Annotated in this window: 21 protein-coding genes; 13 read left to right on the forward strand and 8 right to left on the reverse strand. The window is 71.0% G+C overall.

Translation table 11 applies throughout. The features are described 5' to 3' along the window. Positions 1-38: 38 nt before the first annotated feature. Entirely contained in the window at positions 39-2,150 is a 2,112-nt protein-coding gene (locus EXE51_RS13135; RefSeq protein WP_137692820.1) for a peroxidase family protein, read from the reverse strand. A 180-nt stretch (positions 2,151-2,330) separates the two neighbouring features. Here EXE51_RS13135 and EXE51_RS13140 point away from each other — a divergent pair, with 180 nt between their 5' ends. Continuing rightward, positions 2,331-3,116, forward strand: coding sequence for a PHP domain-containing protein (locus tag EXE51_RS13140; protein ID WP_049929439.1), 786 nt, complete (start codon positions 2,331-2,333; stop codon positions 3,114-3,116). A gap of 225 nt (positions 3,117-3,341) precedes the next feature. On the opposite strand, the gene EXE51_RS13145 is transcribed toward EXE51_RS13140, so the two are convergent. Continuing rightward, the gene (locus EXE51_RS13145; protein ID WP_137692821.1) at positions 3,342-4,580 is read right to left on the reverse strand and encodes a mandelate racemase/muconate lactonizing enzyme family protein; all 1,239 of its coding nucleotides are present in this window, start codon (positions 4,578-4,580) and stop codon (positions 3,342-3,344) included. A gap of 96 nt (positions 4,581-4,676) precedes the next feature. Here EXE51_RS13145 and EXE51_RS13150 point away from each other — a divergent pair, with 96 nt between their 5' ends. Then, positions 4,677-5,156, forward strand: a complete 480-nt coding sequence (locus EXE51_RS13150; RefSeq protein ID WP_049929441.1) for a TRAM domain-containing protein — start codon at positions 4,677-4,679, stop codon at positions 5,154-5,156. Between the two features lie 39 nt (positions 5,157-5,195). On the opposite strand, the gene EXE51_RS13155 is transcribed toward EXE51_RS13150, so the two are convergent. Both EXE51_RS13155 and EXE51_RS13160 read right to left on the reverse strand, forming a co-directional pair. Beyond that, entirely contained in the window at positions 5,196-6,320 is a 1,125-nt protein-coding gene (locus EXE51_RS13155; protein ID WP_049929442.1) for a geranylgeranyl reductase family protein, read from the reverse strand. 58 nt (positions 6,321-6,378) lie between these two features. Beyond that, positions 6,379-8,625 carry a thioredoxin domain-containing protein gene (locus EXE51_RS13160; protein WP_137692822.1) on the reverse strand — a complete coding sequence of 749 codons (2,247 nt, stop codon included), beginning with the start codon at positions 8,623-8,625 and terminating at the stop codon, positions 6,379-6,381. 141 nt (positions 8,626-8,766) lie between these two features. Here EXE51_RS13160 and purD point away from each other — a divergent pair, with 141 nt between their 5' ends. Further along, a complete protein-coding gene (gene purD, locus EXE51_RS13165; protein ID WP_137692823.1) occupies positions 8,767-10,050 on the forward strand; it encodes a phosphoribosylamine--glycine ligase in 1,284 nt (427 codons plus the stop codon). 75 nt (positions 10,051-10,125) lie between these two features. Then, a complete protein-coding gene (locus tag EXE51_RS13170; RefSeq protein ID WP_137692824.1) occupies positions 10,126-10,674 on the forward strand; it encodes an acyltransferase in 549 nt (182 codons plus the stop codon). A gap of 23 nt (positions 10,675-10,697) precedes the next feature. Here the strand turns inward: EXE51_RS13170 and EXE51_RS13175 are convergent, their stop codons facing one another. After that, positions 10,698-10,997: a DUF5798 family protein gene (locus EXE51_RS13175; RefSeq protein ID WP_049929446.1), complete on the reverse strand. Its 300-nt coding sequence runs from the start codon at positions 10,995-10,997 to the stop codon at positions 10,698-10,700. 127 nt (positions 10,998-11,124) lie between these two features. On the opposite strand from EXE51_RS13175, the gene surE reads away from it, so the two are divergent. Beyond that, positions 11,125-11,919 carry a 5'/3'-nucleotidase SurE gene (surE, locus tag EXE51_RS13180; RefSeq protein WP_049929447.1) on the forward strand — a complete coding sequence of 265 codons (795 nt, stop codon included), beginning with the start codon at positions 11,125-11,127 and terminating at the stop codon, positions 11,917-11,919. Between the two features lie 13 nt (positions 11,920-11,932). Here the strand turns inward: surE and grpE are convergent, their stop codons facing one another. Further along, entirely contained in the window at positions 11,933-12,610 is a 678-nt protein-coding gene (grpE, locus tag EXE51_RS13185) for a nucleotide exchange factor GrpE (RefSeq protein ID WP_089307598.1), read from the reverse strand. Positions 12,611-12,767: 157 nt separating this feature from the next. On the opposite strand from grpE, the gene EXE51_RS17980 reads away from it, so the two are divergent. The 4 genes from EXE51_RS17980 to EXE51_RS13205 all read left to right on the forward strand — a co-directional run bounded on the left by EXE51_RS17980 (position 12,768) and on the right by EXE51_RS13205 (position 14,968). After that, positions 12,768-12,905 (forward strand): TrmB family transcriptional regulator sugar-binding domain-containing protein, encoded by a 138-nt coding sequence (locus EXE51_RS17980; RefSeq protein ID WP_255375975.1) that lies wholly within the window; start codon positions 12,768-12,770, stop codon positions 12,903-12,905. A gap of 145 nt (positions 12,906-13,050) precedes the next feature. Then, complete coding sequence (locus EXE51_RS13195) at positions 13,051-13,989, forward strand: DUF1028 domain-containing protein (protein WP_049929449.1); 939 nt, start codon at positions 13,051-13,053, stop codon at positions 13,987-13,989. A gap of 80 nt (positions 13,990-14,069) precedes the next feature. Further along, positions 14,070-14,393: a BolA family protein gene (locus EXE51_RS13200; RefSeq protein ID WP_086216724.1), complete on the forward strand. Its 324-nt coding sequence runs from the start codon at positions 14,070-14,072 to the stop codon at positions 14,391-14,393. Between the two features lie 47 nt (positions 14,394-14,440). Then, positions 14,441-14,968, forward strand: a complete 528-nt coding sequence (locus EXE51_RS13205) for a hypothetical protein (RefSeq protein ID WP_137692825.1) — start codon at positions 14,441-14,443, stop codon at positions 14,966-14,968. 24 nt (positions 14,969-14,992) lie between these two features. Here the strand turns inward: EXE51_RS13205 and EXE51_RS13210 are convergent, their stop codons facing one another. Then, positions 14,993-15,622 carry a hypothetical protein gene (locus tag EXE51_RS13210; protein ID WP_137692826.1) on the reverse strand — a complete coding sequence of 210 codons (630 nt, stop codon included), beginning with the start codon at positions 15,620-15,622 and terminating at the stop codon, positions 14,993-14,995. Between the two features lie 283 nt (positions 15,623-15,905). Here EXE51_RS13210 and EXE51_RS13215 point away from each other — a divergent pair, with 283 nt between their 5' ends. Continuing rightward, positions 15,906-17,315 carry a class II fumarate hydratase gene (locus EXE51_RS13215; protein ID WP_137692827.1) on the forward strand — a complete coding sequence of 470 codons (1,410 nt, stop codon included), beginning with the start codon at positions 15,906-15,908 and terminating at the stop codon, positions 17,313-17,315. 18 nt (positions 17,316-17,333) lie between these two features. Here the strand turns inward: EXE51_RS13215 and EXE51_RS13220 are convergent, their stop codons facing one another. Continuing rightward, positions 17,334-17,717, reverse strand: coding sequence for an ACT domain-containing protein (locus EXE51_RS13220; protein ID WP_137692828.1), 384 nt, complete (start codon positions 17,715-17,717; stop codon positions 17,334-17,336). Between the two features lie 81 nt (positions 17,718-17,798). Between EXE51_RS13220 and sucC the strand changes: the two genes are divergently transcribed. From sucC to EXE51_RS13235, 3 genes are all read left to right on the forward strand, one after another. Beyond that, on the forward strand, positions 17,799-18,944 hold the full coding sequence (gene sucC / locus EXE51_RS13225; protein WP_086220948.1) for an ADP-forming succinate--CoA ligase subunit beta: 1,146 nt from the start codon (positions 17,799-17,801) through the stop codon (positions 18,942-18,944). Next, entirely contained in the window at positions 18,941-19,810 is an 870-nt protein-coding gene (sucD, locus tag EXE51_RS13230) for a succinate--CoA ligase subunit alpha (protein WP_049929456.1), read from the forward strand. Before sucC ends, sucD begins: the two co-directional genes overlap by 4 nt. Positions 19,811-19,888: 78 nt before the next feature. After that, the gene (locus tag EXE51_RS13235) at positions 19,889-22,435 is read left to right on the forward strand and encodes a GAF domain-containing protein (RefSeq protein WP_094553222.1); all 2,547 of its coding nucleotides are present in this window, start codon (positions 19,889-19,891) and stop codon (positions 22,433-22,435) included. Positions 22,436-22,463: the final 28 nt, after the last annotated feature.

Below are 22,463 nucleotides of genomic sequence, written 5' to 3' on the forward strand. Positions count from 1 at the left end.
GTCGCCGAGGTACTGCCCGTTAGCCGACGTACGGCCGCCTAACCGACGTACCGCCGCCTCGTCGTGCGCTCGCCGTCGGGGGCGTACACGGTGACGACCTCGCCCTCGTCGTCGAGCGCGGGCACGTCGCGGCCGAGGTAGTGGTCGGTCGCCGTGTCCGCGCCGGCGCCGACGTGAACCGTCAGGGTCTCGTCGGGCCCGAGCGTCGCGTCCGGGAGGTCGTCGCGCTGGCCGTCGAGGTCGATGACGTACCCGGTCAGGTCGATCGGCTCCGCCGCGGCGTTCCGCAGGGTCACCGACTCGTCGAGCACGTCGCCGGTCACGTCGCCGGCGTCACCGTTAGCTCCCGCATCGCCGCCGCTCCCCGGGCCCGCGTCGACGGCCTCGATCACCAGTCCGTCGGGGTTCGCCTCGGCCGCGAACGCCGTGATGTCCGCTAGCGTGTACCCGTCGGTCGCCGTCGGCTGCGGGAGGCTCGGCTCCCAGCCGTCGGGCGCGGCGTTGGGGTAGGCGGTCTCGTCAGCCTCGATCAGCCCGATCAGTGTCTCGGCGACGATCCGACTGCCGACCGCGCCGAGTCGCTCGCCGTCCTGCTGGTAGTCCGCCTCGGCGAGCACGTAGTACCAGAGCGGCGAGTCGGGGTCTGCGCCGCGACCGTGCGCCCGCAGCGTCTCCATGATCGCCGATTCGTCGCCGAACGCCTCGTTGCGGATCGGATCGTACCCCATCCGCGCGGCGACGTCCTGTCCGGAGGCCAGGCCGAGCGCCTTCCCGCGCCGGAGGTTCCGGACGGCGAGCGAGGAGTCCCCGGCGATCGGGAGGTTGAACAACGTCGGCGCGAGGAGGGGCTCGATCTTCCGCGAGGGCTGGTAGTCGCCGTCGCCGGTGTCGAGCAGCCGCGACCAGTCGACGACGAGGTCGCTCGGGACCGGTCGGCCGCCGCGGAGGTTCCGCCCGTCCCCGGGGCCGGTCGGGAACAGCGGCACCTCGCCGACCTCGTCGTTGACGTCGAACGCGTGTCGGATCATGCTGTGGCCGAAGCGGTACGCGGCGCCTCCGAACTCGACCGGGATCGCCGGCGTGCGCCCCGGCGGCACGAAGTGTTGTCGGCCTCGCTCCTCGATGTCGGCCAGGACGTAGCGGTCGCAGATCCGGGGGAGGAAGTCGCGTCGCACGACCCACTGGTAGTGCCACCTGACGAGTCGCTGCGCGGCTTCAAGGACGGACTCGCCGTCCTCGACGAGCGACGATCCGGGACCGCGGAGGTGGTCGACGACGCGGTTGTGGAAGTTCACGAAGGCGAGCTCGAGCTGCGAGACGACGACGTTCTCGTCGTTCCGCGGGTCGCCGATCAGCGCGATCCCCTGCTCGTTCCGCTGGAGGTCCGTCCCCGGGAGCCCCGAGAGCCCGCCGCCGTCCTCGGCGTCCGGCGCGACCGCGTCGCCGGTGAGAAGCTTTCGCTCGTCCGTCTCGTGGTCGTAGAGGAACGGCGCCGCCTCCGCGTTCGTCCGGTACAGCGAGTCGAGGTCGAGCGCCGGCGTCCGGAAGTTCCGCAGCGCGGCCGGGTCGTTGCGCCGGTCGATGTCGGAGGTCGGGTCGAACGTGAGGTCGTGGTCGACGAACTGACCGAAGATGCCGTAGCCGGCCGGCGTCTCGGCGTCCCCGACCGGGTCGTCGGGCGACTCCATCATCGGCGCCCCCGCCTCGCCGTCGGCGCCGCCGAGCGTCCGGAGTAACTCCTCGTCGCGGTCGTACGGGTCCAGCTCGGGGAACTGCGTGTGGAACCGGTGGCTCCGGACCGGGCCCGCGGCAGTACACGCGGCCTCGTTCATCCCGCGGTGGTCGCTCCCGCCGTGGAGGGCGACGCTGCGCGCGTTCACCGAGAGGTGGAGCGCCGCCTCGCTCCCGTCCGGTCGCCGCCGCCGTCGGACCGGCTCCTCGGTCCCGCCCCGCGCGGGGTTCCGCACGGTGAACGAGACCTTGTCGAGGTCGGCGCCGCCGTCCGCTTCGAGGACGAAGTTCCCGTCGTCCCCGGTCATCCAGTGGCCGATGCGGTCGCCGTCCCCCCGTTCGCCGATGACTATCCGCCCCGCCAGCGGCCGGGAATCGCCGTCGACGACGCGACATGTTATCTTGTCGGTAGCACCCATGGGTTGATGTGACACACATAAGTATCAAAAAATTATCTAAATGAACTTTCAACACGTTTCCCGGATTATATTGCTGGCTTCGCTCCCGTCGGTCGGGCGACGCGCGCTTGACGGGCCTCCGCACGCCAGCCGTTCGCACGCGACCCGAACATTCGAGTCCGCCCGAGACGAACTGCCGTCGTGTACGACTACCACGCCCACACGAACTACTCGGACGGGGCGTTCCTCCGGTGGATGGTCGAGGCCGCCGCGGACGCCGGGCTCGACGGGATCGGGCTCGCAGACCACTGTAACGTCTCGCCGGCGCCGAACGCGCGGGAGCACAAGCGCGCGTTCGGGTTCAACCTCGACCTGACCTACGAGCGGCGCCGCGACGCGATCGAGTCGGTCCGCGACGACGTCGACGTCGACGTGTTCGACGCGGCGGAGATGGACTACGACCCCGAACACGCGGACGCGATCGCCGAGTTCCTCGACGAGGCGGACTTCGATTACGCCGTCGGCAGCGTCCACGACCTCGACGGCGTCAACGTCCACACGCGCTCGCACTTCGCCGACAAGCCCGAGGCGGAGCGCCGCGAACTCGTCGACCGGTACTTCGAGAAGCTGGTCGCCCTGGTCGAGTCGGAGCTGTTCGCGATCGCCGCGCACCCGGACTTGGTCGAGCGCAACCCCCACCTCCGCGGGTTCGCGACCGAGGACCACTACGCCGCGGTCGCCGAGGCGTTCCGCGACTCGCGGACCGTCCCGGAGATCAACGCCGGGCGGCTGCTCGACGGCTACGGCGAGTTCCACCCGGCCCCCGCCTTCCTCGACCGCCTCGTCGACGCCGGCGTCGACGTGAGCGTCGGGACCGACAGCCACGAGCCCGACGTGATCGATCCCCGGGTACAAGAGATCGAGACGGAACTCGACCGTCGCGGGCTGGAGCCGGTCCCCCTCGACCGGATCGTCGCGGACGCCTGACGCGGTCGCTCACGCCCTCGAGAGGGCGACCCTCGAAAACGTAGCTATTTCCTCGTTTGATTTCGGCTTACGCCTCGTCAAACAGCGCAGCGCTTCGCGCTGCTGGCTCGCCCCGGCTTACGCCGGATCGAACGACGGGAATCGGAGATTCGCTCGCCCGACGAAGCTACGCTTCGTCGAACACCGATAGGCTCGCTCCGCTCTCCTATCGAGTTCGACTTCGGCTTACGCTTCGTCGAACAACGTCTCGCCCTCGACCATGTGCTCCTCGACGGCGTCCATGTCGAGCGTGACGCCGAGGCCCGGCTCCTCCGGCACCTCGATGTACCCGTCCTCGATCACACTCTCCTCGACGAGGTCCTCCCACCAGCCGAGCTCGTAGGAGTGGTACTCGATGGCGAGCGAGTTCGGGATGGCGGCGCCGACGTGCGCCGCGGCCATCGTCGCGACCGGCGAGGCGACGTTGTGCATCGCGACCGGCACGTAGTACTGGTTCGCGATGTCGGCGATCTTGCGGGTCTCGCGCATGCCGCCGACCTTCGGCAGGTCGGGCGCGACGATGTCGACCGCCTGGTTCTCGATGAGCCGGCGGAGCTCGGTGACGCGGTAGCGGTTTTCGCCGACCGCGATCGGCGTGACCGTGTTCTTCGTGACCTCCTCCTGGACTTCGAGGTTCTCCGGCGGGACGGGGTCTTCGAGCCACCACACGTCGTGCTCCTCGATGGCGTCCGCGAGGCGTTTCGCGGAGCCGCCCGAGAACGTCCAGTGGCAGTCGAAGGAGACGTCCGCCTTGTCCTTCACGCGCTCGGTGACCTTCTCGACGATCTCCGCCTTGTGGCGGATCTCGCCGGGGCGGAGGTGGCGATTCGCGCGGTCCTTCTCGTGGCCCGAGGGGACGTCGAGGTCGAACTTCAGCGCGTCGTAGCCGAGTTCGTCGACGACGCGCTCGGCCTCGTCGGCGCAGGCCTCGGGGTCCGCCTCGTCCTCGGTGTGACAGTCGCAGTAGACGCGCATCTCGTCGCGGTACTTCCCCCCGAGCAGCTGGTAGGCGGGCACGTCGAGAATCTTGCCGGCGAGGTCGTGGAGCGCGACTTCGATGCCGGAGATGGCCGTGACCGTGACGCCCTCGACGGAGCCCTCGCCGGACATCTTCTGGATCAGGTGCTCGTAGAGGCGGTCGATGTCGAGCGGGTTCTCGCCGATCACGAACGGCTTCATGCGCTCGATCAGCTCCGGGACGCCGGCGCCCCAGTACGCTTCGCCGGTGCCGACCACGCCCGCGTCGGTGTAGACGCGGACGAGCGTCCACGGGAAGTTCCCGTCGACCATCGTCGTCTGGACGTCCGTGATCTCGACGTTGCGATCGCCGCCGCGCGTCCCCGTGGTCCCCATCGTCTCGGCGGAGAGCTCCCGCATCGTGTACTCCGCGTTCGGGTCGTGGAGCGACTCGTAGTTCCGGCTCATACCCCCCGATTTATTCGGAACAGGGTAAACGTTTACCATCGGGCGTGGGACGCCTGAACAGGTGGCTTTTCATCCCCGTGCGCGCAACGGGTGGGCATGGTCGAAATCACGGATTCTCTCGCGTGTCTGTACACGGGTCGGGTCGAGTCCCGCGGCGACGACTACGTCGTCACCGTCCCCGCGTCGGAGATCGAACACGGAAGCGTCAGCGTCGGCGAGACGTACCGGATCGCCGTCCTCGACCGCTCCGACGGCGAGCCGTCGGCGGCGGCCGACGACGGGGCCGCGTCGTCCGTTCCCGACGCCGACGCCGACGCCAGCGGCCCCCCGTCCGACGGGGGCGATCGACCCACCTCTCGCGGGGCCGCCGGGGCCGTCCAACCCGACCCGCCCGTCTCGGAGGGAGAGGTCCGCGAGGTGACGATCGAGACGCTGGGCGACAAGGGCGACGGGATCGCGAAGATCGAACGCGGTTACGTCGTCATCGTCCCCGACGCCGAGCCCGGCGAGGAGCCGACCGTCGAGATCACGAGCGTCCGGGAGAACGTCTCGTTCGCGAACGTCGTCGAGGAGTAGCGCCGCGCTGCGAGGTCGCGAGACCCTTCGAGGCCGCCGTCACGCGTCTCTCTCTACGCGGCCTTCCTCGGGCGGCTCGGCCCGCGAGAACAGCGCCCGGAGGTTCGACGGCGAGAAGAACGAGGACGGCTCGTCCATGTGGACGCCGATCTCGCCCGAGAGCGCCCGCAGCCCGACCCGCTGGACCGGCTCCGGCAGCGAGTAGCACCGCCGTATCGCCTTCCCGAGCCGGATCTCCGTCGACAGCTCCTCGCGCCACTGCGACTCGTAGTCGGCGAGCGTCGCCGGGTCGCGCGGGTCGATCGCCGCCGCGGCGACGTCGGCCGCGCGCATCCCGTATAAGATTCCGCCTCCGGTGAACGGCTTCGTCTGCGCGGCGGCGTCGCCGATCAGGAAGCCGCGGTCGCTCGTCGTCCGCGCCGGCGGTCCCACGGGGATCGCGCCCGAGCAGCGACGGTCCGTCGTCGCGCCGTACGCGTCCGTGAGCCGGTCGAAGCCCGCCGACACGTCCTCGCTCGGCGGCGCCGCGAGCCCGTACTCGACGCCGGCGTCGCCGCGGGGGATCCGCCACGCGAAGAACGTCGGCGCGGTGAGGTGGACGTCGACGTAGTCGCCCGCGTCCGCCGCGTCGTCGAACGCGAGGACGCCGTGGAGCAGTTCGTCCGGCTCCGGGAGGTCGAGCGCGCGGCGCACCCGCGAGGTCGGACCGTCGCACCCGGCGACCATGCGCGCCTCGAAGCGCTCGGTGGCGCCGTCCGCGAGGCTAGCCTCGACGACGACGCGGTCGCCGCGCTCGTCGACCGAGACGACGGTGTGGCCCTCCCGGAGGTCCGCGCCCGCGTCCTCGGCGAGGTCCGCCAAGGTCCGATCGAGGCCGACCCGGTCGATCACGTTCGACACGGGCTCCCGCTTGTAGAACGGATAGGGGGCCGACTCCGGCCCGCCGACGTGGAACCGCGCGCCGAACACTCGGTTCTGCCGGAGCCGGTCTACCGCCCCGTCGTCGACGTACTCCCAGAGGTCCGTCGAGACGTGGCCGGAGCAGGCCAGCGGTTCGCCGACGGTCCCCGACTCCAGCAGGAGGACCTCGCGTCCCGCCTCGGCGGCCCGGCGCGCGAACCGCGACCCGGCCGGCCCCGCTCCGACGACGACGAAGTCGTACACGCCCGTAATCACCGTCCCGAGACGGCTAAACGGTTCCGGCTCCCGATCGGTTCGCGGATCACTCGTCGCCGCCGAGCCACGCGAGCGCCGCGTCGAGGTCGGTCCGGGGCGGCGAGCAGGCGAACCCCTCGCAGACGTAGGCGGTCGGCTCGCCGTCGGTCGCGTCCCGGTCCGCCCAGATCGGCGGGGCCTCGACCATGTCGAGGCGGTCGAGCCACTCGTCAAGCCCCGCGTCCGTGGCCGGGCGCGGCGCGACGAGCGCGCCCGGCAGGTACCGCTCGCCGAGCGTCTCGCGCCACTCGTCCGGCACCTCGTCGGCGGCGACCGTCACCTCGATCCCCCCGGTCTCGACGAGGTCCGCGGCCCGGACGAGCGAGGCGTGTTCGAGCGGACCGCCGCGGATCCGGTCGGCGTGGGTCGTCACGACGCGCTCGGCGATCTCCCGGAACTCCCCGCCGGTCCGGAACCCGTCGAGGAGCGCGAGCGTCTCGCCCGCGACGCCGAGGCTCGACGGCGTCGACCGGTCGGTGAACTCCTGCGGCCGGGCGATGAGCGGGCCCGCGTCGGCGCGCTCTCCCGCCCCGCCGGTCCCGTCCCCGTCGAGGTCGCGCGTGAAGTATATCGTATCGTCGTCCGCGTCGTAGAACTCCGCGACGAGCGCGTCGGCCAGATCTAAGGCGAATCCGAGCGCCTCCGGGTCGCCGGTCGCGGCGTAGGTGTCGAGCGCGCCGCGGGCGAGGAACGCGTAGTCGTCAAGGTACCCCGGCCCGCGCACGTCGCCGTCGAGCCAGCGCCGGGCGAGCGCGCCGGTCTCGGCGTCGGGGTCGTAGAGCCGGTCGCGGCAGAAGTCGAGTGCCTCGCGGGCGCTCTCGGCGTACGGCTCGCCGAGAGTGTCCCCGGCCCGCGCGAACGCCGAGATCGCACGCCCGTTCCACGCCGCTAGCACCTTCTCGTCGCGGGCGGGCCGCGGTCGCGACTCGCGGGCGTCGAACAGCGCCGTGCGCGCCTCGGTCAGCGTCTCGCGGACCGCCTCGGGCGACTGCTCGCGGTCCGCGGCCAGCTCCGCGACCGACGCCGCGACCGTCGGGACCGTCGTGCCGCGCTCGAAGTTCCCGCCGGGCCGGATCCCGTACCGCTCCTTCGCCAGCGACGCCGCCGGCTCGTCGAGGACGGCGTCCACCTCCTCGGGCGTCCAGACGTAGAAGGCGCCCTCCACGTCCTCGCCGTCGCTCGCGCCCTCGCCGTCTCCGCGGCTCGCATCCCCGTCGTCCCGGCGGCTCGCGGGCTGTCGGCTCCGCGCGTCGAGCGTGCTGAAGAAGGCGCCGCCCTCGTGTCGCAGCTCGCGGTCGAGGAACGCTAGCGACTCGCTCGCGACGCGAGCGTACCTCGGGTCGCCGGTGAGCCGGTAGCCGTCGAGGTAGACCATCGGTAGTTCGGCGTTGTCGTACAGCATCTTCTCGAAGTGGGGGACGGTCCACTCGCGGTCGACCGCGTAGCGGTGGAACCCGCCGCCGATCTGATCGTACATCCCCCCGTCAGCCATCCCGTCGAGGGTTCCGGTCGCGGCCGACAGGAGCGCGTCGCGGCCGCGGCCGGCGTACGCCCGCATCAGGAGGTCGATCCGGCCCGGCATCGGGAACTTCGCGCCGCCGCTCCCGAAGCCGCCGTGTTCCTCGTCGTAGCCGCGCAGCGCGGCCGCCGCGGCCGTGTCGAGCAGGTCGTCGCCGGGCGGCGAGGCACCCCCCTCCTCCGAAGCCGGCGGTTCCGGCGTCGGCACCGACTCCAGCTCGTCGCGCGCGCTCACGGCCCACTGGTCGGCGCGCCGCTCCATCTCCTCGCGCTGCTCGGGGTCGCTCCACGAGTCGGCGATGCGCTCGCAGAGCTCGCGGAACCCGGGCTGGTTCCGCCGCGGCTCGGGCGGGAAGTACGTCCCGACGTAGAACGGCTTCCCCTCGGGCGTACACCACGCCGAGAGCGGCCACCCGCCCCCGCCGGTGACGAGCTGGGAGACGGTCATGAACGTGCTGTCGACGTCCGGGCGCTCCTCGCGGTCGACCTTGATCGGGACGAACGAGTCGTTCACGACCGCCGCGACCGACTCGTCCTCGAAGCTCTCCTCGGCCATGACGTGACACCAGTGACACGAGGAGTAGCCGATGGAAACGAACACCGGCGCGTCGTGCTCGCGGGCGCGCTCGAACGCCGCGTCCCCCCACGGCTGCCAGTTGACGGGGTTGTCGGCGTGCTGTCGGAGGTAGGGACTCGCCTCCCCGTCAAGGCGGTTCCGCTCGGTCGGCTGTGACATGGGCCCGGTTCGGCCCGGCGCGACAAAAGGCGTCCGGGGCGCGCCGAGCGCCGCCGCCCGCGACGCGGGTATCCACGAACAAGCACATATCGGGCCGCGGAGAGAGTAAGGTTTACACTACCGTGCGGTCACCCGTCGGGCATGACGGAGACCGTGCTGCTTGTGGGGGGCGGCGGCCGCGAACACGCGATCGCCCGAGCGGTGGCTGACGACTGCGCGCTGTACGCCTGCGCGAGCGTCCGGAACCCGGGGATCCGGCGCCTCGCGGACGGGTTCGAGTCGATCGACGAGACCGACGCCGAGGCCGTCGCCGAGTACGCGACCGCGGTCGGCGCGGACCTTGCGGTCATCGGCCCGGAGTCGGCGCTGGAGGCCGGCGTCGCGGACGCCCTCGACGACGCCGGCGTCTACGCGTTCGGTCCGCGGGCCGCGGAGGCCCGCCTGGAGACGGACAAGGCGTACCAGCGGGAGTTCATGGAGCGGAACGCGATCCCCGGCTGCCCGGACTACGCCGTGTTCGACGACACCGAGGCGGCCTGCCAGCACATCGACGAGTACGACGGCGACCTCGCGGTCAAGCCCGCCGGGCTCACCGGTGGCAAGGGCGTGAAAGTGATCGGCGACCAAGTGACGGCGGCGGAGGCCAAGGCGTACCTCCGCGACTCCGACTACGACTGCGTCGTCCTCGAGGAGCGGCTCGTCGGCGAGGAGTTCACGGTTCAGGCGTTCGTCGCGAACAGAGACGTGCGGACGACCCCCGCGGTCCAGGATCACAAGCGCGCCTACGAGGGCGATGAGGGGCCGAACACCGGCGGGATGGGGTCGTACACCGACACCGGCCGCTCGCTCCCGTTCATGGCCGAGGGCGACTACGAGGCCGCGGTCGACGTGCTGGAGGCCGTCGTCGACGCGCTCCCCGACTACAAGGGCGTCCTCTACGGACAGTTCATGCTCACCGACGAGGGGCCGAAGGTCGTCGAATTCAACGCGCGGTTCGGCGACCCCGAGGCGATGAACACGCTGCCCATCCTCGACACGCCGTTCGTCGACGTGCTCGCCGCCGCTCGCGACGGCGACGCGCTCCCGGAGCTCGACTTCTCCGGCGAGGCGACCGTCTGTAAGTACGCGGTCCCCGACGGCTACCCGACCGACCCTGACGCGGGCGCGGCGATCGCGGTCGACGAGGAGAGCGCGGGGGACGCGCTCCTCTACTACGCCAGCGTCGACGAGCGCGACGACGGGCTGTACACCACCACCTCGCGGGCGTTTGCCGTCGTCGGCCGCGGTGACTCGATCGCGGCCGCCGAGGCGCAAGCGGAGGACGCCCTGGCCGCCGCGGGCGACCGCGTCCGCATCCGCCACGACATCGGGACCGCCGACCTCGTCCAGCGCCGGATCGACCACATGGACGAGCTGCGACCCTGAGCCGGCCCGGCCGCTCGGTCGGCGGGTCGGCGGCCCGGAGCGACCCTTTTATCCTCCCCGTCCGAACGGCGTGACGTGACAGACGACGACCCAGACGCGACGCGCGAGGATTTGTCCCGAAGCGACCGCCTCGACAGGTTCCCGACGTCTGGCGTCCGGAACTCCCTGTGGTCGTGGCCGGACGCGAAGTCGCCGCTCGCGGTCGTCCGCAACTACGTCGTCATCGTCCTCGCGCGGATCTGCCCGAGCCTCCGGCTGAAGAACTGGCTGCTCCGGCGGATCGGCGTCGCGGTCGGGGAGGGCGTCTCGTGGGGGCTGGAGTCGACACCGGACGTGTTCTGGCCGGAGCGGATCCGGGTCGACGACGACGCGATAATCGGGTACGACGCCACGCTGCTGTGTCACGAGTTCCTCCACGAGGAGTACCGGCTCGGCGACGTTGTCGTTGAGGAGCAGGCGATGATCGGCGCCGGGGCGGTCGTACTCCCCGGCGTCACGATCGGTGAGCGCGCGCGCGTCGCCGCGAACTCGCTCGTCGCGGAGGACGTGCCGCCGGGCGCGACCGTCGCGGGGGTCCCGGCCGAGGTCGTCTCGCGGTCGGACCCGGCCGCGAGCGACGACTGACCGGGGGGCTACGCGGCAGCGGTTTACACGGCGTCGTCGTCCGCGTCGCCGCCGTCGCTCGCGGTCCCTTCCTCCTCCGCGTCGGTGATGTGTGCCTCGGTGCTCACCCGTTCGAGGTCGACGCCGACCTCCTCGGCGACGGCGTCGAGGACGGCCCGCTGCTCGGCCATCTCGTTTTCGAGCGTCTTGACGCGCTCAGAGGTGTCTATCACCGTCTCCTGCGTCTCGTCGACCTCGTCGCGGAGCTCGCTGATCTTCTTGTAGGTGCGCTCCGCGCGGTCGGCGAGCGTCTGGATCTTCTTCGCGGTGTCCCCGAATCCCATACCGACGCGTCGGTCCGGCGATACGTGTGCTTTTCCGTTCGGTGCGGCCCTCCCGAACCGTCGGTTCGCCGACCGCCGCGGCCCCGACCGACGGTGGACTTTTGCCCGACTCGCCCCTGATACGGGTATGAGCGTGGACCGGATCCTCCTGACCAACGACGACGGCGTCGACGCCGCGGGACTGCGCGCGCTGTACGACGCGCTTGCCGAGGAGTACGCGGTGACCGTCGTCGCGCCCGCGGCCGACCAGTCGTCCGTCGGCCGTCTGCTCTCCGAGGACGTGGCCGTCGAGGACCACGAACTCGGATACGTCGTCGACGGCACCCCCGTCGACTGCGTCGTCGCGGGGCTCGACGAGCTCGTCCCGGAGGTCGACGCGGTCGTCGCGGGCTGTAACGAGGGCGCGAACCTCGGGGCGTACACGCTCGGGCGGTCGGGGACCGTCTCGGCGGCGGTCGAGGCGGCGTTCTTCGACGTGCCCGCGGTGGCGGCCTCGATGTACGTGCCCGGCGGCGACGATTGGTGGAAACGCGAGTTCGAGGGCGCCGACTTCGCGCACGCGGCCCGGGCGACGCGGTTCCTCGTCGACGAGGCGGTCGAGGCGGGCGTGTTCGACCGCGCGGACTACCTCAACGTCAACGCGCCGATCGCGGACGAGGACCGCGCGCCGCTCCGCGTCACGACCCCCTCGACGTGGTATGGGCTGCGCGCGGAACGGAACGGGGACGGTCGCGTCGGGTTCTCCGATCCGATCTGGGGCCTGATGAACGACGACGACGTCCCGGACCCCGTCGGCACCGACCGGCGCGCCGTCGTCGACGGCGAGGTGTCCGTCTCGCCGCTATCGGTCCCCCACGCCGCCGAGCCGGAGGCGGGCCTCGACGAGCTGGCGGAGGCCTACGAGGCGACGGTGCGGTCGTGAAAAGCGGGCCGCGCTACTCGCCGTCGTCGGTGCTGACGGTCACCTTCGCCTCGCTCAGGACGCGGTCGCCCATCTCGTAGCCGGGCTCGTACACCTCGTGGACGGTCCCCTCCGGGCGCTCGCTATCGACGCGGAGCATCACCTGATGGCGCGCGGGGTCGACCTCCTCGCCCGGCTCGGGGTCGATCGCCTCGACGCCCTCCTCGGCGAGCACGTCGTCGAACTTCTCCAGCGTCGACTCGACGCCGGGGCGGAGGTCGCTCCCCTCGTCTTGGTCGAGCGCGCGCAGCAGGTCGTTCCGGACCGGCGTGAGCCGCTCGACGAGCGCCTCCGAGGCGCGCTCCCGGATGTCCTCCTGCTTCCGCTTCGCGCGCTCCTTGTAGTTGCTGAAGTCGGCCTTCACGCGGGCGAGCTTGCTCGTCAGCTCTTCGACCTCCTCGTCGCGCTCGCGGAGCGCCTCGCGGGTCTCGGCGAGGTCCGCCTCCAGCGCCGCCACCTCGCGGGCGAGCGCCTCGTCGTGCTCGGCGACGGCCGCGGCCAGCGCCTCGCTCTCGGCGCGGGCGCCGCCGTCGTCGCCGGCGGCCGACTCCCCGCTCGCTCCGTCGGCGGTCGCCTCCGCCGTGCCGTTCGCTCTCGCCGCGTCGCCCTCGTCGTCGGCGGACTCGACATCGACGGCGTCGTCGTCGCTCATACCCGATGGAAGTCGGTCGGCGGGGATAAGCGTTCAGAACCGCGGCGAGGTCGACCCAGCGCTCCGCGATCTCGTCGGCGAGGTCGTCGACGCCGAACACCTCTCCGACGCCGCGGTCGGCGCCGACTAGGCCCCGAGCGTCACGGCGCTGACGGGGATCGCCTCCATCGCCGTCGACGACGGCAACGAGCGGTGGACCGTCGGCGGGTGGGGCGCGGCCTACGAGGACGTGGAGGCCGACCGGATCCACGTGACCGGCGCCGCGGCCCCGACCTGGGCCGAGCTAGCGGAGTGACGCGAATCGGGGCGGCGGAGTGACGCGAATCGGGGCGGCGGGGGCGACACCGATCGAAGTGGCGACGTGACGCCGCCCCAAGCGCTCGACTCTGGCTCGCGCGACGGGCGGATTTATGCTCGTCGCCCCCCACGATCGGTTCCGTATGCCACCTCGACCCTCGACGTTCTCGATCGCCGCGCGCGATCCGGAGACGGACGCGGTCGGCGTCGCGGTCCAGTCCAAGTTTGTCGGCGTCGGCGCCGTCGTCCCGTTCGTCAGCGCCGACGCGGGCGCGGTCGCCACACAGAGCTTCGCGAACGTCGCCTACGGCCCCGACGGGCTCGACCTGCTCCGCGAGGGGCACGCCCCCGCGGAGGCGATCGACCGGCTCACGGGCGCCGACGACGAGGCGCCCTCGCGGCAGGTGGGGATCGTCGGCGTCGACCCCGAGGAGCCCCCGGCGGCGTTCACGGGCGACGAGTGTCACGACCACGCGGGCGACCGACAGGGTGACCACTACACGGTCCAGGGGAACATCTTGGAGAACGCCGACACCCTCGACGCGATGGCCGCGGCGTTCGAGGAGACCGACGGGGGGCTCCCGGAACGGTTGATCGCCGCGCTCCACGCGGGCAACGAGGCCGGTGGCGACAAGCGCGGCGAGCAGTCCGCGGCGCTGTACGTCGCGAAGCCCGAGGGCGGCTACGACGGCAGGAACGACCGCTGGGTCGACGTGCGCGTCGATGACCACGAGCGGCCGATCGACGAGTTGGAGCGCGTGTTCAAGATATACGACGTGACCCTCCTCGAACGCGAGGCGCCCGACGAGACGCGGGAACTGGCCGGCGAGACGGCGGTCGCTGTCGGGTCGGCGCTCGCCGACCTCGGCTTCTACGACGGCGAGCCGACCGCGGAGTTCGGCGAGGACGCTCGCGACGCGCTGGAGTCCTTCCGCGGCATGAACAACTTCGAGAACCACTCGCTCGCGGTGTTGGAGGACGCCGTCGCACGCGGGTGGGAGGAGACGGCCCCCGGTGACGACGCCGAGTCGCGGCTCGTCGACGCTATCTGGAACGGGCTCTCGCGGCTCGACCGCGTCTGAGCGCGCTCCCCTTGCCAGAGCGCGTTCGCCCCGCCGGACGTGGCCGGTCGACTTTTGCCCCTCCGCAACCGAGCGGGACCATGCCGATCGAACCCGACGAGGTGGCCGACCTCATAGAGGCGGACCTCCCCGACGCGGTCGCCCGGGTCACCGCGCCCCGGATCCACAACGACGAGGACGAGGACGCCCACTTCGCGGCCGTCGTCGTCTCGCCGGCCTTCGAGGGCGAATCGCTCGTCGACCAGCACCAGCGCGTGTACGACGCGGTCGGCGATCACATGACGCAGTCGGTCCACGCGTTGGAAATCAAGACGTACACGCCCGAAGCGTACGTGGAGCACGGCGACGGTGCGCTCGCCGGTGACCTCCGCGATGCCGGGCTGCTCCCCGTCGACGAGGCCTGAAACCGCGCCGCGTTCCCGCCGACTTCCCGCTTCCACCCTCCATGCCGATGCGATCCGAACTCGTCCGCGCCGTCCGCGGGGTCCTCGCCGCGGTCTCGCTGCTGGCGTTCGTCGCGCTCTTTCTGGCCGTCGAGGCGCGCGTCACCTCTGCGACCGTCCTCGGCGGACTCGCCGCGGTCGTGGTCGCGGCGCTGTTCGCGGCCGCCGGCCGCTCCGGGATCCGGCGGCTGCTCGGCCGGGGGGATTCGGGTCCCCGTGGAACAGCGGAACGGACCGCCGAAGGCGACGCGTGGCTCGACGAGCCGGTCGACGATACGGCGTGGACTGACCGATCCGACCGTGCTGGCGACGACCCCGAGACCGACCGGCCGCTCGCGAGGCTCGAACCCGCGCTCGACGACGCCTGGAACCGGTGGTCGGACGCCGCGCTGACGCTCGGGCTGGCCGCGCTGGGAGTCGGCGCGCTCGTGCTGCTCGCGACCTATCCGGGCGACGATCCGCCGCTCGGGCTGCTGTTGCTGGTCGCGTTCGGGATCAACGGGGCGCTCGTCACGCTCCCGTTCATTTTTAAATAAGGGAGTGCGGCGTCGGCGTTTCGGTCAGCCGTCCTCGCCGGTCTCGCTCGCAGTCGGCTCGTCGAATTCGGCCGCGGAGTCGTCGACCTCGTCGTCGTCGCCGGCACCGTCGTCATTTGCGGCGCCGGCGCCGCCCGCGACGCGGTCGGCGACCAGTTCAGCGAGCGGGTCGACCGTGACGGTCAGGCGGGCGACGAGGAACACCACTGGGACGAGCGCGACGAACAGGAAGGCGGCGTCGTACGCCCACGCGGCGCCGTTCAACACGGGGACCGCGACGCCCGCGAGCCCGCGGTACGCGACGAGCACCGCCCCGAAGACGACGAGCCAGTGGACCACGCCGCCCGCGTTCTCGGCGATCCGGTCCGGGCGAGCGTCCCCCTCCGCGTCGGCCTCGCCGAGCGCCAGGCGCGTCAGCAGCGCGAACTTCGGCGCGGCGTACAGGAGGGTCCCGGCCACCGCGAGCGCGACGACGCCCGTCGCGACCGCGGCGAACGTCACCGGCGCGAACGGGACGAGCCGGTCCACCCCCGGTAGCAGCGTCACGAGCGAGAGCACGCCGACGACCGCCAGCGCGCCGATCAGCAGTCTGCTCGTCGACCGGACCGTGTCGCGGTCGAGCGCCGTTCCGATCGCTGAGTCGTTCGAGCTCATTGGCGCTCGGCCGTTGCCGCCGGACCGGCATATAACGGGAACGCCGTCGCCCCGAGTTGAACCGGTTTTAGTCGAATTAAATTCCCGGCCGAGAGCGGCCGATACATCTCAAGTGTGGCGCCACAGGCGGTTTCGTGGCGGCGCTCGCCCCATCGGGCCAGTCGACGGAACCCTCGTAAAAGTCGTGCTTCTCGGTGGCAATTGTGTTGCTACCGTACCGCACGATTTCACGTGGGTGACGCCTTCCAGTACCTTTTACAGCGTCTCGCGGGAAGGCCGAGGCATGGGAGACGACTACCGCACGGAGGAGGACAGCCTCGGCGAGATGCAGGTGCCGGCGGACGCCTACTGGGGCGCGCAGACCCAGCGCGCCGTCGAGAACTTCCCCGTCTCGGGGATCGGGATGAGCCGGCGGTTCATCCGCGCGCTCGGCGTCGTCAAGAAGGCGGCCGCGCAGGCCAACCGCGACCTCGGGCTCGTCGAGGACGACACCGCGGAGGCGATCGTCGCCGCCGCCGACGAGGTGATCGCGGGCGAGCACGACGACCAGTTCCCGGTCGACGTGTTCCAGACCGGCTCCGGCACCTCCTCGAACATGAACGCTAACGAGGTGATCGCCAACCGCGCCGCCGAGATCGCGGGCGCGGAGATCGGCGACCGGGTCGTCCACCCCAACGACCACGTCAACTACGGCCAGTCCTCGAACGACGTGATCCCCACGGCGATGCACGTCGCCGCGCTGGAGGCCGTCGAGAAGGACCTCGTGCCCGCGCTGGAGACGCTCCACGCCGAGCTGGAGGCCAAGGAGACCGAATTCGACGGTGTCGTCAAGACGGGCCGGACGCACCTCCAGGACGCCACCCCCATCCGACTCGGCCAGGAGTTCGGCGGCTACCGGACGCAGGTCTCGAAGGGGATCGAGCGCGCCGAGGCCGTCCAGTCGAACCTCCGCGAACTCGCCCTCGGCGGCACCGCGGTCGGGACCGGGCTCAACACCCACCCCGAGTTCCCGGAGCTGGCCGCGGAGTACATCTCCGACGAGACCGGGACGGAGTTCCGCGAGGCGGAGAACCACTTCGAGGCGCAGGCCGCCCACGACGCGATGGCGGAGGGCCACGGCGCCCTCCGAACGATCGCGGGTAGCCTCAACAAGATGGCCAACGACCTGCGGCTCCTCGCCTCCGGCCCGCGCAACGGGCTCGGCGAGGTCGAGCAGCCGGAGAACCAGCCCGGCTCCTCGATCATGCCCGGGAAGATCAACCCCGTCGTCGCCGAGTCGGTCAACCAGGTCCACAAGCAGGTCGTCGGCAACGACGCCGCCGTCTCCGCGGGCGCCGCGCGCGGCGAGATCGACCTGAACCTCTACAAGCCGGTCATCGCGCACAACTTCCTCGAATCCGCGAAGCTGATCGCGAACGTCGCCGAGACGTTCGGCGAGCGCTTCGTCGGGAAGCTGGAGGCGAACGAGGAGTTCGCGCGCGAACGCGTCGAGCAGTCGATGGCGCTGGCGACCGCGCTGAACCCCGCGATCGGCTACGATAAGGCCAGCAAGGTCGCGAAGACGGCCCTGAAGGAGGGGAAGAGCGTCCGCGAGGCCGCGGTCGAGGCCGGCTACCTAACCGAGGAGGAGGCCGACGAGGTGCTCGACCCCGAGGCGATGACCCACCGCGTCATCCTCGGCGACGAGGACTGAGCCGCCCGCTCGGCGACCTCAGTCGGCGACTTCGCAGCCCAGTGCTTCCAGCCGCCGGACGGGCGCGGCGCGGTCGTCCCGCTTGACGAACACGTGGTCGGTCGCGTACGACGAGACGACGAACACCGAGGCGTCGACCTCGGCGAGCGCCGTCGCGACCGCCGCGAGGAACCAGACCAGCTCGAAGGGGAGCTCGGGCTCGAAGGTGAGGCGCTTCCACCCGGGCTCGACCGCGTCGGTCGCGACGGCGTCCGCCTCGTCCTGGTCGACCACCACCGTCGTCTCACCGACCTCCCGGACAGTCGCGAACGCGCCGGGGTGTTCGCCGTCGGTCCGGCAGACCGCGTACGTCTCCGCCGGGACGCTGACCGTCCCGTTCCGGAGGAGTTCGGCGGGATCCATGGGGGTAGCAGACGCCCGATGCCAAAGGAGGCGCGTCGAATCGGAACCATTTAAGCCGGTGTCGGTACCGATCCCACACGGATGAAACTTCACGAATATCAAGCGAAGTCTCTCTTCGCCGATGCCGGGATCCCGGTTCCGGACTCCCGGCTCGCGACGAGCGTCGACGAGGCGCTCGACGCTGTCGACGAGATCGGGTACCCGGCCGCGATCAAGGCGCAGGTCCACGTGGGGGGCCGCGGCAAGGCCGGCGGGATCAAGATCGCGACGGACCGCGAGGAGGCCGAGCAGTACGCCGACGAGATCCTCGGGATGGACCTGAAGGGATACACCGTCGATCAGGTCCTCGTCGAGGCCGGCGTCGACTTCGTCGACGAGCTGTACGTCGGCGTCACGATGGACCGCGGCGAGGGGAAGCCGGTCCTGATGGTGTCGACCGAGGGCGGCGTCAACATCGAGGAGGTCGCCGAGGAGAACCCCGACGCGATCGCGCGCGAACACGTCGACCCCGCGTTCGGCCTCCACCCGTACCAAGCCCGGAAGGTCGTCTACGAGGCCGGCGTCGACGCCGACGTGGCGCTCGACGTGGCCTCGATCCTCTCGACACTGTACGACCTCTACGAGGAGAACGACGCCTCCGAGATCGAGGTCAACCCCGTGATGATCACGGGCGACCGCGACGTGATCGCCGCGGACGCCGTGATGAACATCGACGAAGACGCGCTGTTCCGCCAGTCCGACCTGGCCGACATGGCCGAGGCGTCCTACGAGGACGACCTCGAACGCAAGGCCGGCGAGTACGGCTTCGACTACGTCCGCCTCTCCGGGAACGTCGGCATCATCGGCAACGGCGCCGGGCTCGTGATGACGACCCTCGACCTCGTCGACTACTACGGCGGCGCGCCCGCGAACTTCCTCGACATCGGCGGCGGGGCGAAGGCCGAGCGCGTCACGCAGGCGCTCGACATGGTGTTCTCCGACGACAACGTCGACGCCGTCGTCTTCAACATCTTCGGCGGGATCACCCGCGGCGACGAGGTCGCCAAGGGGATCAACGAGGCCCTAGAGCAGTTCGACGAGATCCCCAAGAAGGTGGTCGTCCGGCTCGCCGGCACGAACGCCGAGGAGGGGATGGATATTCTGAACACCGACCTCGTCGAGGTCGAGAAGACGCTGGAGGACGCGGTCCAGCGCGCGGTCGCGAACGCGGAGGAGGTGACCCAATGAGCATTTTCGTCGACGACGACACCAGAGTGGTGGTCCAGGGGATCACCGGCGGGGAGGGGAAGTTCCACGCCGGCCAGATGATCGAGTACGGCACCAACGTCGTCGCCGGCGCGGTGCCCGGCAAGGGCGGACAGGAGGTCGACGGCGTCCCCGTCTACGACACCGTCGACGAGGCCGTCGAGGCCGAGGACGCGGACGCCTCCGTCATCTTCGTGCCGCCGGCGTTCGCCGCCGACGCGATCTTCGAGTCGCTGGACACTGACCTCGACCTCGCGGTCGCGATCACCGAGGGGATCCCGACGCAGGACATGGCGAAGGTGAACAAGCGCCTGAGCGAGACCGACACCCGTCTCATCGGTCCGAACTGCCCCGGGATCATCACGCCCGGCGAGGCGAAACTGGGCATCCTCCCCGGTAACATCTTCTCCGAGGGGAACGTCGGGCTGGTCTCTCGATCCGGCACCCTCACCTACCAGGTCGTCGACAACCTCACCGAGCGCGGGCTCGGCCAGTCGACGGCGATCGGCATCGGGGGCGACCCGATCATCGGCACGTCCTTCGTCGACGCCCTCGAAGCGTTCGAGGCCGACACCGACACCGACGCGGTCGTGATGTGCGGCGAGATCGGCGGCGAGGACGAGGAGCAGGCCGCGAAGTTCATCGGCGAGCACATGGACACGCCGGTCGCCGGCTTCATCGCCGGGCGCACCGCGCCGCCGGGCAAGCGGATGGGCCACGCGGGCGCCATCGTCTCCGGCTCCGGCACCGGCACCGCGCAGTCGAAGATCGACGCGCTCAACGACGCCGGCGTCCCCGTCGGTGACACCCCCGAGGAGGTCGCCGACCACGTCGAGGACTTCCTGTAAGGGCCCCGCGGTCGGCGGGCTTTTCAATTTCGGTATCCGGAGCGAAAGCTAAAACTACCGGTAGGGGAACACACGCACATGAATTCTGAACCCGGCGACGCCTCTGCGGGGACCGGAGCGGCCGCGTCCGACGCGCCGGGATCGAACGCCGACTCGTCCCGATGTGTCCTGTTCGTCGACGACGAGCCGGGGGCGGCTGACCTCGCGGCCACGCACGTCGATCGGCTCGTGGACGGGATCGAGACGCTGACGCGGTTGTCGCCGGACGAGGGGCTGGAGGTGGTCCGCGACGGCCGCGTCGACTGCGTCGTCAGCGACTTCGACATGCCGGGATCAAACGGGCTCGAGTTCCTCGAATCGGTCCGCGATGTCGACCCCGGGCTCCCCTTCGTGCTGTTCACCGGGAAGGGGAGCGAGGAGATCGCGAGCGACGCCATCTCCGCTGGGGTGACGGACTACCTCCAGAAGGGGGCCGGTCGCGACCGCTACGAGATGCTCGCGAACAGCGTCGCGAACGCGCTCGGCCGCCGCCGGGCAGAGCGGGACCTCCGTGAGGTGAACGCGAAGGTCACGGCGATCCACGAGTTCGCGGCGGAGCTGGCATCGGTGACCGACGTTGCGACGGTGTTCGACCGGACGGTCGACGCGGCCGAGGACATCTTGGAGTTCGACCGCTGCGTCACCGCCCGCCGCCGCGGCGATAAGGTCGTCCCGGCCGTCCTCTCCGAGAGCGTCAGCGAGGAGGAGGTCCGGGCGTTCGACATCGGCGAGGGGGTCGTCGGGACCACGGTCGCGGAGCAGGAGACGATGGTGGTCGACAACCTCAGCGTCGACCCAGCGGACCCGGACGAACTGGAGGACCCTTCGTCTCCGGGTCGGTCGTCGGTCGGAGCCGACCGCCGGACCGGGTCGGAGGTGGCGGACCCGGTCGCCGACGACATCAGGTCGGCGATCAGCGTCCCGATCGGTTCCCACGGGGTGTTACAGGCCGTCTCGAACGGGTACGCCGCGTTCGACGAGCGCGACGTCGAGTTCGCGGAGCTGCTGGCGGCCCACGCGGCCAACGCCATCGAGCAGATCGAGACGGAGAACGCGCTCCGCCGGGAGCGAGATCGGCTGACGGCGCTGTTCCACGACCTCCCCCTCCCGGCGGTGCGCACCGTCGCCCTCGACGGGGGCGGCCGTCGCCTCGACGCCGCCAACGAGGCGTTCCGGGAGACGTTCGGCTACGGCGCCGACAGCGGGTACGAGGAGGTCTGCGACGAGGTCATCCCGGACAGCGCCGAGCGGTTCGAGCCGGAGGCGGTCCTCGAACGCGGCGAGCCCTCGCGGCTCGAAGTGCGCCGGCGGACCGTCGACGGGATTCGCGATTTCATCCTCCACGTCATCCCCGTCAAGCAGTCGGACGAGACGGTCCTCTACAGCGTCTACGCCGACATCGACGACCAGAAACGCATCGAGCGGACGCTTCGGCGGCTCCACGCGACGACCCGCGAGATGTTCGGCGGCGACTCGCGGGCGGAGATCGCCGAGGTGGCCACCCGCGCGGCGATCGACACCCTCGGGTTTCCGAGCAGCGGGGTCCGGCTGTACGAGCCGGAGACGAACGTCCTCCGCCCGACGGCGATAAGCGAGGAGGCCACCGCGGCGTTCGGCGACCGCCCCGCGTTCGGTCCGGGCGACGGCCGCGTCTGGGAGGCGTTCGAGTCCGGCCAGCCGATCGTGGTCGACGACCTCGACACGGTCGACACCGCGGTCGGGTACGGCGAACACCGGAGCCTCCTCGTCGTCCCGCTCGGCGAACACGGGGTGATGCCGTTGGGGTCGCGGGAGCCGGAGTTCTTCGACGCGACGGACGTCCAGTTGGCCCGCGTCCTCGCCGCGAACGTCACGGTCGCGCTCAACCACGCCGAGCGGACAGAACAGCTGCGCGAGCGGGACGCGGCGCTCCAGCGGGAGATAGACCGGCTGGAGAAGTTCGCCGGGCTGGTCTCTCACGACCTCCGGAACCCGCTCAACGTCGCGGCCGGCCGGACGGACCTGGCTCGGGCGCTGACCGACGACGCGGCGGTCCTCGATGAACTCGATCGGGTGGAAGACGCCCACGACCGGATGACGCAGCTGATAGACGACCTCCTCGCGCTGGCGCGGCAGGGTCGGACGGTCGACGACATCGAGCCCGTCCCGCTGGACGAGGCGGCCGAACGCGCGTGGCGCACCGTCGACACGGCGGGCGCCACGCTCGACGCGTCGGCTGCGACGGACGCGGTCGACGCCGACCCGGAGCGGCTCCGGACGCTCCTCGAGAACCTGTTTACGAACAGCGTGGAACACGGTTCCACGAGCAGTCGGGCAACGCCCGACGACGGCGTCGAGCACGGCTCGGGCGACGCCGACGACCTCACGGTCTCCGTCGGATCGCTCCCGGACGGCTTCTACGTCGCGGACGACGGACGCGGTTTCGACATCGACCCCGAGGCGGCGACGGAGTACGGGCGATCGAGTACCCCGGACGGGACGGGGTTCGGCCTCGCGATCGTGCGAGAGATCGCGGCCGCTCACGGCTGGGAACTGTCGGTCGACGACAGGGACGGCGCGCGGTTCGAGTTCCGCCCTGAATCATAGTATATAAAAAGACGGTTGGCGTGCGCAG

The organism is Halorubrum sp. CGM5_25_10-8B, assembly GCF_005435095.1.
Taxonomy (GTDB): domain Archaea; phylum Halobacteriota; class Halobacteria; order Halobacteriales; family Haloferacaceae; genus Halorubrum; species Halorubrum ezzemoulense.